The organism is Streptomyces sp. BBFR25 (assembly GCF_044590125.1).
GTDB classification, from domain to species: domain Bacteria; phylum Actinomycetota; class Actinomycetes; order Streptomycetales; family Streptomycetaceae; genus Streptomyces; species Streptomyces canus_D.
The window spans coordinates 6,019,495-6,030,903 of the sequence record NZ_CP172447.1; the positions used below are offsets into that span (position 1 = coordinate 6,019,495).

Below are 11,409 nucleotides of genomic sequence, written 5' to 3' on the forward strand. Positions count from 1 at the left end.
GTGAAACCGCGACGGTTCACCGGTTCGTGGAGTGAGACACACCCGAGAGGTAAAGTCCGACGGCGTGCACCTGAAGGCCCTGGCCCTCCGCGGGTTCAAGTCGTTCGCCTCGGCGACCACGCTCCGGTTCGAGCCGGGCATCACCTGTGTCGTCGGCCCGAACGGCTCGGGCAAGTCCAACGTCGTGGACGCGCTCAGCTGGGTCATGGGCGAACAGGGCGCCAAGTCGCTGCGCGGCGGCAAGATGGAGGACGTCATCTTCGCCGGCACCACCGGCCGCCCGCCGCTCGGCCGGGCCGAGGTGTCGCTGACCATCGACAACTCCGACGGGGCCCTGCCCATCGAGTACGCCGAGGTCACCATCACGCGGATCATGTTCCGCAACGGCGGCAGCGAGTACCAGATCAACGGCGACACCTGCCGCCTCCTCGACATCCAGGAACTCCTCTCCGACTCCGGCATCGGCCGCGAGATGCACGTCATCGTCGGCCAGGGCCAGCTCGACTCCGTACTGCACGCCGACCCGATGGGCCGCCGGGCCTTCATCGAAGAGGCCGCAGGCGTCCTCAAGCACCGCAAGCGCAAGGAGAAGGCGCTCAGGAAACTGGACGCGATGCAGGCCAACCTCGCGCGCGTGCAGGACCTGACGGACGAGTTGCGGCGCCAGCTGAAGCCCCTCGGACGGCAGGCCGCCGTCGCCCGCAGGGCCGCCGTCATCCAGGCCGACCTCCGGGACGCCCGGCTCCGGCTCCTCGCCGACGACCTGGTGCGGATGCGCGAGGCGCTCCAGGCCGAGATCGCCGACGAGGCCGCGCTCAAGGAACGCAAGGAGGCCGCCGAGCAGGAGTTGGGCCGGGCGCTGCGCCGCGAGGCGGACCTGGAGGAGGAGGTGCGCCGGCTCACCCCGCGCCTCCAGCGCGCCCAGCAGACCTGGTACGAACTGTCCCAGCTCGCCGAACGCGTCCGCGGCACGATCTCGCTGGCCGACGCCCGCGTGAAGAGCGCCACCTCCGCGCCGCCCGAGGAGCGCCGGGGCCGCGACCCCGAGGAACTGGAGCGCGAGGCCGCCCGCGTCCGCGAGCAGGAGGCCGAACTGGAAGCGGCCCTGGAGGCGGCCGAACACGCCCTGGAGGACACGGTCGCCCACCGCGCCGACCTCGAACGCGAACTGGCCGTGGAGGAGCGCCGCCTGAAGGACGCGGCCCGCGCCATCGCCGACCGCCGCGAGGGCCTGGCCCGGCTGAGCGGCCAGGTCGGCGCCGCCCGGTCCCGCGCGGCCTCCGCCCAGGCCGAGATCGAGCGGCTGGCCGAGGCCCGCGACGCGTCGCGGGAGCGGGCCGCCGCCGCCCAGGAGGAGTACGAGACCCTCCAGGCCGAGGTCGACGGACTCGACGCCGACGACCAGGAACTCGCCGAGCGGCACGACGCCGCCAAGCGGCAGCTGGCCGAGGCGGAGACCGCCCTCGGTACCGCCCGCGAGTCGGCCACCGCCGCCGAACGCGAGCGCGCCGCCACCCAGGCCCGCCGCGAGGCCCTCGCCCTGGGCCTGCGCCGCAAGGACGGCACCGGCGCACTGCTCGCCGCCAAGGACCGGCTCACCGGCCTGCTCGGCCCCGCCGCCGGACTCCTCACCGTGACCCCGGGCCACGAGGCGGCCCTGGCCACCGCCTTCGGTGCCGCCGCCGACGCCCTCGCGGTGACCTCCCCGGCGGCCGCCGCCGACGCCATCCGCCTGCTGCGCAAGCAGGACGCCGGCCGGGCCGCCCTGCTGCTGGCCGGTGCCCCCGACGACGTACCGCACGAGACGCGCGGTGACGGACCGCCGTACGCGGCCGACCTGGTCCATGGACCGGCGGACCTCATGCCCGCCGTACGGCGGCTGCTGCGCGGGATGGTCGTCGTCGCCACCCTGGAGGACGCCGAGGACCTCGTCTACGCCCGCCCCGGACTGACCGCCGTCACCGCGGAGGGCGATCTGCTGGGCGCCCACTTCGCGCAGGGCGGGTCCGCCGGGGCGCCCAGCCTCTTGGAAGTGCAGGCCTCCGTGGACCAGGCCGCCGCCGAGCTGGCGGAGCTGGGTGTGCGGTCCGAGGAGCTGGCCGCGGCGCAGGACGCGGCGGCCGCACGGCGCCGGGAGTGCGCCGCGCTCGTCGAGGAGCTGGGGGAGCGGCGCCGGGCCGCCGACCGGGAGAAGTCGTCCGTCGCCCAGCAGCTGGGCCGGCTCGCGGGACAGGCACGCGGCGCCGCCGGGGAGGCGGAACGGTCCGCCGCCGCGGCCGAGCGGGCGCAGGAGGCGCTGGACAAGGCACTCGCGGAGGTCGAGGAACTGGCCGAGCGGCTGGCCGTGGCGGAGGAGATGCCGGTCGAGGAGGAGCCCGACACCTCGGTGCGCGACCGGCTCGCCGCCGACGGTGCCAACGCCCGCCAGACCGAGATGGAGGCCCGGCTCCAGGTCCGTACCCACGAGGAGCGGGTCAAGGGGCTCGCCGGACGGGCCGACTCCCTGGACCGGGCCGCCCGTGGCGAACGCGAGGCACGCGCGCGTGCCGAGCAGCGGCGGGCCAGGCTGCGGCACGAGGCGGCCGTCGCCGAGGCGGTCGCCACCGGCGCCCGGCAGCTGCTCGCCCACGTCGAGGTCTCGCTGACCCGCGCCGACGAGGAACGCGCCCTCGCCGAGGCCGCCAAGGCCCGGCGCGAGCAGGAGCTGACCGCCGCGCGCACCGCCGGACGCGACCTCAAGGCGGAGCTGGACAAGTTGACGGATTCAGTCCACCGGGGCGAGGTACTCGGCGCCGAGAAACGGCTGCGGATCGAGCAGCTGGAGACCAAGGCGCTGGAGGAACTCGGTGTGGAACCGGCGGGGCTCGCGGCCGAGTACGGCCCCCATCAAGAGGTGCCGCCCTCGCCCCCCGCCGACGGCGAGGTGCTCCCCGAGGACCCGGAGCACCCGCGCAACCGCCCGCGTCCGTTCGTCCGCTCCGAGCAGGAGAAGCGGTTGAAGGCCGCCGAGCGCGCCTACCAGCAGCTCGGCAAGGTCAATCCGCTGGCCCTGGAGGAGTTCGCGGCGCTGGAGGAGCGGCACCAGTTCCTCAGCGAGCAGCTGGAGGACCTGAAGAAGACCCGCGCCGACCTGCTCCAGGTCGTCAAGGAGGTCGACGAGCGCGTCGAGCAGGTCTTCACCGAGGCCTTCCGGGACACGGCCCGGGAGTTCGAGGGCGTCTTCAGCCGGCTCTTCCCGGGCGGTGAGGGGCGGCTGATCCTGACCGACCCCGACAACATGCTCAGCACGGGTGTGGACGTCGAGGCCCGGCCGCCGGGCAAGAAGGTCAAGCGGCTCTCGCTGCTCTCCGGCGGGGAGCGTTCGCTGACCGCGGTGGCGATGCTGGTGTCGATCTTCAAGGCCCGGCCGAGCCCGTTCTACGTGATGGACGAGGTCGAGGCCGCGCTCGACGACACCAACCTGCAGCGGCTGATCCGGATCATGCAGGAGCTGCAGGAGGCCTCGCAGCTGATCGTCATCACGCACCAGAAGCGCACGATGGAGGTCGCCGACGCGCTGTACGGCGTGTCCATGCAGGGCGACGGTGTGTCGAAGGTCATCAGTCAGCGGTTGCGGTAGTTCCGACAGCAGTTAGCTTCAACTCTTGAATGAGTAACCTCGCTCCGCATCTCCAAACTCACACGTCTCGCCCTATTGACTTCGAAACTTGAAGGCATAGTCTCTGCAACGTTGCTTTTACCTTCAGGTCCCTTCATCGGTACCTCGAAGAGAGAACCGCCCCGGCAGCGTTGCCGGTAGCCCGAGGAGTACACGTGGCCAGCACATCGCAGGCACCCAGTTCAGGAGCCAGGACGGCTCATCCCGATCATCTCGGGCACGTCATCTTCATCGCGGCGGCGGCCGCGATGGGCGGTTTCCTGTTCGGTTACGACAGTTCCGTGATCAACGGCGCGGTCGAGGCGATCCGGCACCGCTACGACGTCGGTTCGGCGGTGCTGGCGCAGGTCATCGCGATCGCGCTGATCGGCTGTGCCATCGGTGCCGCGACCGCGGGCCGCATCGCCGACCGCATCGGCCGCATCCGGTGCATGCAGATCGCGGCGGTCCTGTTCACCGTGAGCGCCATCGGCTCCGCGCTGCCCTTCGCGCTGTGGGACCTGGCGATGTGGCGTGTCATCGGCGGCTTCGCCATCGGCATGGCCTCGGTGATCGGCCCCGCCTACATCGCCGAGGTGTCCCCGCCCGCCTACCGCGGCCGGCTCGGCTCCTTCCAGCAGGCCGCGATCGTCATCGGCATCGCCGTCTCCCAGCTGGTCAACTGGGGGCTGCTGAACGCCGCCGGTGGTGACCAGCGCGGTGAGCTGATGGGCCTGGAGGCTTGGCAGGTCATGCTCGGCGTCATGGTGATCCCGGCCGTCCTGTACGGCCTGCTGTCCTTCGCCATCCCGGAGTCCCCCCGCTTCCTGATCTCGGTCGGCAAGCACGAGAAGGCCAAGAAGATCCTCGAAGAGGTCGAGGGCAAGGAGGTCGACCTCGACGCCCGCATCGGCGAGATCGAGCACGCGATGCACCGCGAGGAGAAGGCCAGCTTCAAGGAGCTGCTCGGCGGCAGCTTCTTCTTCAAGCCGATCGTCTGGATCGGTATCGGCCTGTCGGTCTTCCAGCAGTTCGTCGGCATCAACGTCGCGTTCTACTACTCCTCGACGCTGTGGCAGTCGGTCGGCGTCGACCCCACCGACTCCTTCTTCTACTCGTTCACGACGTCGATCATCAACATCATCGGCACCGTGATCGCGATGATCTTCGTGGACCGCGTCGGCCGCAAGCCGCTCGCCCTGATCGGCTCCGTCGGCATGGTGATCGGACTGGCGCTGGAGGCCTGGGCCTTCTCCTTCGACCTGGTCGACGGCAAGCTCCCGGCCACCCAGGGCTGGGTCGCCCTGATCGCCGCCCACGTCTTCGTCCTCTTCTTCGCCCTGTCCTGGGGTGTGGTCGTCTGGGTCTTCCTCGGCGAGATGTTCCCCAACCGGCTGCGCGCCGCCGCCCTGGGCGTGGCCGCCTCCGCGCAGTGGATCGCCAACTGGGCCATCACCGCGAGCTTCCCGTCGCTGGCCGAGTGGAACCTCTCCGGCACCTACGTGATCTACACGGTCTTCGCCGCGCTCTCCATCCCCTTCGTGCTGAAGTTCGTGAAGGAGACCAAGGGCAAGGCCCTGGAGGAGATGGGCTGACCCGCCCGCCCCGAGCCCGGGGAGGAGGGCCAAGTCCCCGCTGCCCCTCTCCCCGTACCGTCCGCCGCCCCGCCCGGTCACTGACCGGGCGGGGCGGCGGTGTCGTCGAGCGTCCGCACGGCTCCGAGCCGCCGCGGAACCCGTGGTGTCAGACGCGTACGGTCTCGTGCTCCGCGGCCGGTTCCACGGGCGCCGCCGGGACGACCACCGCGGGCTTCGGCAGGACGACGTACAGCAGGCCGGAGATCACCACGGTGGCCACCCAGCCGAGTCCGTACTCGCCGATCACGTTGTTCGCCGCGAGCGGGCCGGTGAACCAGTCGGACGTGGTGAACATCAGACCGGCGACCAGACCCACTGCCCAGGCGGCGACGGCGGCGGGGGAGAAGCCGCCGCGGTACCAGTAGGCGCTGGTGCGGCCGGTGTCGGCCAGGGCCTCGCCGTCGTACTCCCGGCGGCGCAGCATGTCCGCGCCGAACACGCCGACCCATGCGGAGAAGGCCACCGCGAGCAGCGACAGGAAGGCGATGAACGAGCCCATGAAACTCGTCGCCACCAGCATCAGCACGCCGCCGAAGACCAGCGAGATCACCGCGTTCACCGAGACCGCCCAGTGCCGCGGGACCTTGAAGCCCAGGGTCTGCGCGGTGAAGCCCGCCGAGTACATCGACATCGAGTTGATCAGGAGCATGCCGATCAGCGCGATCAGCAGGTACGGCACGGCGATCCAGGTCGGCAGGATCTCGCCCAGGAAGGAGACCGGGTCGGCGGCCGAGGCCAGGTCCGGCGTGGAGACCGCCATGACCGCGCCCATCAGCACCATCGGCAGCACGACGATCCCCGCACCGCCGACCGTGACCCCGACGATCCCCTTCGAGGAGGCCGTGCGCGGCAGATACCGCGTGAAGTCCGGCGCGGACGGGATCCAGCTGACGCCTCCGGCCGCGATCAGGCCGACGCCGGTGATCATCGCGGCCACCGAACCGGCGGACCGGTCGAACACCGCGGACCAGTCGGTGTCGACGACCAGATAGCCCAGCACCAGCACCGAGAAGGCGCCGAAGAGATACGCCGCGTACTTGTTGCACTTCTGCACGGCGGTGATACCCAGCCCGGAGATCGCGAACGTCGCCACGACGAAGACGAGCAGCGTCACGAGGTCCAGCACGCTGTTGGCGCGTATGCCGAACACGATGTCCAGGACGGTGAGCACGGCATAGGCACCGGTCACCGCGTTGATCGTCTCCCAGCCCCAGCGGGCGACCCAGATCAGCGAGCCCGGCAGCAGATTGCCCCGCTGCCCGAACACGGCACGGGACAGCGCCATCCCGGGAGCGCCGCCCCGCTTGCCGGCGATGCCGATCAGACCGACCAGGCCGTACGACACGACGGGCGCCGCGGCCGCGACGACCAGGGCCTGCCAGAAGTTGAGCCGGTACGCCACGACGAGGCTCGCGCCCATCGTGAGCAGCAGCACGCTGATGTTGGCGCCGACCCAGGTCGGGAACAGCTCGCGGGTCCGGGCGGTGCGCTCGTGGTCGGGCACCTGCTCGATGCCGCGGGTCTCCAGGGCGCCTTCGTTCTCGGCGGTCTTGCTCATGTGGGGGGTCCGTGCCTCGATCGTGGGAAGAGGGGGGCGGTCGGGACTCTACGCGCGTTGACGCGGCCTTCTCCATCGTACTTTGCTCCGACTCATTCCCTCCAGGGGCCTTTGTCCTTTGTCGGAAACCACGAGTGGTCGCCAGCGAGGGGCCGTGCCGCCGGTCGCGCATACTGGTCCCGTTATGGAAATCGTCATCCTTGCTGTAGTCATCGCCGTGGTCGTGATCGGCGCGCTCGGCGGGCTGGTCGTCGGCAGCCGCCGCAAGAAGCAGCTGCCTGAGCCGCCCCCCGCCACGCCCGACATCACCGCCCCTCCGGCCGAGCCGCACGTCGGCGACGAGGCCGAGACGCCGCGCGACGAAACGCGCCGGACGATAGAGGAGGTCGACCTCCCGGACGGCGGCACCGCCACCGTCGAGGAGCCGCCCGTCGTCGAAGAGCTCGAGATCCCGCAGATCGAGGTTCCCGAGCCCACCGCCGGCCGACTGGTCCGGCTCCGCGCCCGCCTCTCCCGCTCGCAGAACGCCCTCGGCAAGGGCCTGCTGACCCTGCTGTCCCGGGAGCACCTCGACGAGGACACCTGGGAGGAGATCGAGGACACGCTGCTCACCGCCGACGTCGGCGTGCAGCCCACCCAGGAGCTGGTGGAGCGGCTCCGCGAGCGGGTGAGGGTCCTCGGCACCCGCACGCCCGAGGAGCTGCGCACCCTGCTGCGCGAGGAGCTGATCACCCTCGTCGGCCCCGACATGGACCGCGAGGTCAAGACCGAGCCCGCCACGAGCAAGCCCGGCATCGTGATGGTCGTCGGGGTGAACGGCACCGGCAAGACCACCACCACCGGCAAGCTCGCCCGCGTCCTGGTGGCCGACGGCCGCAGCGTCGTCCTCGGCGCCGCCGACACCTTCCGCGCCGCCGCCGCGGACCAGCTCCAGACCTGGGGCGAGCGCGTCGGGGCCCACACCGTGCGCGGGCCCGAGGGCGGCGACCCGGCCTCCGTGGCCTTCGACGCGGTCAAGGAGGGCAAGGAGATGGGCTCGGACGTCGTGCTCATCGACACCGCCGGCCGCCTGCACACCAAGACCGGCCTCATGGACGAGCTGGGCAAGGTCAAGCGCGTCGTGGAGAAGCACGCGCCGCTGGACGAGGTGCTCCTCGTGCTCGACGCCACCACCGGCCAGAACGGTCTGATCCAGGCCCGGGTCTTCGCCGAGGTCGTGAACATCACCGGCATCGTCCTCACCAAGCTCGACGGCACGGCCAAGGGCGGCATCGTGGTCGCCGTCCAGCGCGAGCTGGGCGTGCCGGTCAAGCTGATCGGGCTCGGCGAGGGCGCGGACGACCTGGCGCCGTTCGAGCCGGCGGCCTTCGTGGATGCCCTCATCGGCGAGTGACGCCGTCTGCCGGCGCCCCGCGCCCGCACCCGCGCGAGAAGCGCCCGCCTCCCGGACCGGGAGACGGGCGCTTCGCCGTGTGGAGCGGGCGGGTGCTGGGGGGGGTGACGGTGTCGGTGGTGACGATGCCGTGTCGGCGCACGCGCCGGGGCGCGACCGTGCAGAGAGCCCACAGATGTGGGGAAGGCGGGCCGTGACGTGACGCCGGCCGCGCCCGATGTCGAGCGGCCGGACGGGCGCGGCACGCCGTACACGGACGGAGAGGTGGCGGTCGCGCGCGGGAGTGACGGCGGCTTGAGCGTGTACGCGCGCCGGGGCGGCCCGGCGCGTGCCGAGGTGCGGTGGACCGTGCAGCCGCCCGTGTCCGCCGGGTGGCGGGCACCAAGGCGCGCGGCGCGCGCCTGTGGGCGGGGTCGGTGCTCTCGGCCGGAGGCGGGTGCGATGCGGCGTGCGGGCGACCGGGTGGGCGCTACGCCCGGGACCGGTGGGCGACGTACGCGAGGGTGCCCAGGAGCAGCCGTGCCGCCGGGGGCTTCGTGGCCGAGTCGAGGGCGGGGGGCCGCAGCCAGCGCACCGGGCCCCGGCCGCCGCGGTCGGAGGGCGGGGCCGTGATGTACGTACCGGGGCCGAGGCCGCAGAGGTCGAGGGCCGACGGATCGTCCCAGCCCATGCGGTACAGCAGCCGGGGCAGCTCGGCGGCGGCACCCGGGGCGACGAAGAAGTGGGCGCGGCCCTGCGGGGTGGCCGCGACCGGACCGAGCGGGAGGCCCATGCGCTCCAGCCGGGCCAGCGCCCGCAGCCCGGCGGACTCGGCCACCTCGATCACGTCGAAGGTCCGCCCGACCGCCAGCATCACCGCCGCGCCGGGGAACCGGGCCCAGGCCTCGGTCGCCTCGCCCAGGGTCGCCCCCGCGGGCACCCGGGGCGCGAAGTCCAGGGGGTGCGCGCCCGGCGCCGGGCAGTCGGCCAGGCCGCACGAGCAGGCGCCCTGAGCGGTCCGGGCGCCCGGCACCACGTCCCAGCCCCACAGTCCCGTGAACTCGGCCACCACGGTGCACTCCGAGGCGCGGCCGCGGCGGCGTGCGCCGGACCGGATCTCGCGCATGCCCCGACTGCTGCCGATGCCGATCGTGAAGCCCATGCCCCCTCCAACGGGTCCGACGCAGCGGCGGTTACGCAGCGGACGTGAAACGTGACTCTCTGCTTCCAACTCCCCAATCCGGCACGGTTCAGACAGCGTCCGGAAGCACTCCGGGTGGTGCGTCCGGCGGTGCACGCCCTGGTGTGCACCGTTGCACCGACTCCCGGTTGGCCTATGTCAAGTGAATCGCGCCCCGGCCACCGCGAGTTCATTCGAAGGGGTGGCGAATGGTGGCGATTCCGCAATCGCCATGGCTGGGCGAGTGATCGTAGGACTACTTTGTGTGCATGGAGCCTTGGGGCACATGCACTTGTGGGTATGCCGGAGGCAACCCGGCTTTCCGTTCGAAGGGTGCCAACCGCCGGACGGAGGGCCGTAACCACCGGCATTCTGATAGGGCTTGGCGCACTCGGCGACAGGTGGTCTCAGGGATGGGGGCGTTCCAGTGAGTGGCAACGGCGGAAGCGGTACGAGCGCGGGGAGCGCGTCGCACGCTGACAAGCGCCCGAACGAGCTGCTCACCTCCTGGTTCGCTCGCAGCGGCTGGTCCAAGGGCGAGCTGGCCCGCCAGGTCAACCGCCGGGCCCGCCAGTTGGGCGCCAACCACATCTCCACCGACACCTCACGCGTGCGCCGCTGGCTCGACGGGGAGAACCCCCGCGAGCCGATCCCGCGGATCCTGTCCGAGCTGTTCTCCGAGCGTTTCGGCGTCGTCGTCTCCGTCGAGGACCTGGGCCTGCGTTCCACCCGCCCCACGCCCTCCGCGACCGGCGTCGACCTCCCCTGGACGGGCCCGCAGACCGTGGCCCTGCTCAGCGAGTTCTCGCGCAGCGACCTCATGCTGGCGCGGCGCGGCTTCCTCGGTAGCTCGCTGGCCCTCTCCGCGGGCCCGTCCCTCATCGAACCCATGCAGCGCTGGCTCGTCCCCACGCCCTCCGCCGGTCCGTCGGCCGCCGGACGCGAGCCCGCGGCACCCACCACCCGCGCGCGTGGGCGCCTGTCCCGGCCGGAGCTGGACCTGCTGGAGTCCACCGCGGTGATGTTCCGCCGCTGGGACGCCCAGTGCGGCGGCGGTCTGCGCCGCAAGGCCGTGGTCGGCCAGCTGCACGAGGTCACCGACCTGCTCCAGGAGCCCCAGACGGAGGCCACCCGCGCCAGGCTCTTCAAGGTCGCCGCCGAGCTGGCCGAGCTGGCCGGCTGGATGTCGTACGACGTGGGGCTCCAGCCCACCGCCCAGAAGTACTTCGTGCTCGCCCTGCACGCCGCCAAGGAGGCGGGGGACCGGCCGCTCGGCTCCTACATCCTCTCCAGCATGAGCCGCCAGATGATCCACCTCGGCCGGCCCGACGACGCCCTGGAGCTGATCCACCTCGCGCAGTACGGCAGCCGGGACTGCGCCAGCCCCCGCACCCAGTCGATGCTGTACGCGATGGAGGCCCGCGCCTACGCCAACATGGGGCAGCCCGGCCGCACCAAGCGCGCGGTGCGCATGGCCGAGGACATCTTCGCCGAGGCCGACGAGTGGGACGAGCCGGACCCCGACTGGATCCGCTTCTTCTCCGAGGCCGAGCTGTACGGGGAGAACAGCCACTCCTTCCGCGACCTCGCCTACGTGGCCGGTCGCAGCCCCACCTACGCCTCCCTCGCCGACCCCCTGATGCGCCGTGCCGTGGAGCTGTTCGCCAAGGACGAGGAACACCAGCGCTCCTACGCGCTGAACCTGATCGGCATGGCCACCGTCCACCTGCTGCGCCGCGAACCGGAGGAGAGCACCGTCCTGGCCGTCGAGGCCATGGGCATCGCCAAGAAGGTCCGCTCCGAACGCGTCAACACCCGCATCCGCAAGACCGTCGACACGGCCGTACGCGATTTCGGCGACCTCGGCGAGGTCGTCGACCTCACCCAACGGCTCGCGGTCGAGTTGCCGGAGACCGCCGAAGCGGTCTGAACCCCCACCAGCCCCGGCCGCGGCCGGCCCTCCCGAACTGCCCGACTCGGCTCCCCCATGCCAGGTCACTCGGAGGCCGCCGCGGCCGGACTGTC

At 72.0% G+C, this 11,409-nt stretch carries 6 protein-coding genes; 4 read left to right on the forward strand and 2 right to left on the reverse strand.

From position 1 onward, the window contains the following. Nucleotides 1-64: 64 nt before the first annotated feature. Together smc and ACGH52_RS27630 are read left to right on the forward strand one after the other, a co-directional pair. Nucleotides 65-3,619 (forward strand): chromosome segregation protein SMC, encoded by a 3,555-nt coding sequence (gene smc, locus ACGH52_RS27625; protein WP_399943187.1) that lies wholly within the window; start codon nt 65-67, stop codon nt 3,617-3,619. 194 nt (nt 3,620-3,813) lie between these two features. Continuing rightward, a complete protein-coding gene (locus ACGH52_RS27630; protein WP_121702583.1) occupies nt 3,814-5,232 on the forward strand; it encodes a sugar porter family MFS transporter in 1,419 nt (472 codons plus the stop codon). Between the two features lie 148 nt (nt 5,233-5,380). Here the strand turns inward: ACGH52_RS27630 and ACGH52_RS27635 are convergent, their stop codons facing one another. Next, nucleotides 5,381-6,832 (reverse strand): cytosine permease, encoded by a 1,452-nt coding sequence (locus ACGH52_RS27635; protein ID WP_399943191.1) that lies wholly within the window; start codon nt 6,830-6,832, stop codon nt 5,381-5,383. A gap of 184 nt (nt 6,833-7,016) precedes the next feature. On the opposite strand from ACGH52_RS27635, the gene ftsY reads away from it, so the two are divergent. Next, nucleotides 7,017-8,225 (forward strand): signal recognition particle-docking protein FtsY, encoded by a 1,209-nt coding sequence (gene ftsY, locus ACGH52_RS27640; protein WP_076976509.1) that lies wholly within the window; start codon nt 7,017-7,019, stop codon nt 8,223-8,225. Nucleotides 8,226-8,694: 469 nt separating this feature from the next. Here the strand turns inward: ftsY and ACGH52_RS27645 are convergent, their stop codons facing one another. Further along, nucleotides 8,695-9,366, reverse strand: coding sequence for a bifunctional DNA primase/polymerase (locus ACGH52_RS27645; RefSeq protein WP_399943194.1), 672 nt, complete (start codon nt 9,364-9,366; stop codon nt 8,695-8,697). Nucleotides 9,367-9,811: 445 nt separating this feature from the next. Here ACGH52_RS27645 and ACGH52_RS27650 point away from each other — a divergent pair, with 445 nt between their 5' ends. Further along, a complete protein-coding gene (locus ACGH52_RS27650; RefSeq protein ID WP_059300800.1) occupies nt 9,812-11,314 on the forward strand; it encodes a hypothetical protein in 1,503 nt (500 codons plus the stop codon). The last annotated feature ends 95 nt before the right edge of the window (nt 11,315-11,409 follow it).

What these genes read in the sequence shown, in the direction of transcription:
- ACGH52_RS27635 (WP_399943191.1), bottom strand. Translation starts at nt 6,832, where the DNA reads ATGAGCAAGACCGCCGAGAACGAAGGCGCCCTGGAGACCCGCGGCATC.
- ACGH52_RS27645 (WP_399943194.1), bottom strand. Translation starts at nt 9,366, where the DNA reads ATGGGCTTCACGATCGGCATCGGCAGCAGTCGGGGCATGCGCGAGATC.
- ftsY (WP_076976509.1), top strand. Translation starts at nt 7,017, where the DNA reads ATGGAAATCGTCATCCTTGCTGTAGTCATCGCCGTGGTCGTGATCGGC.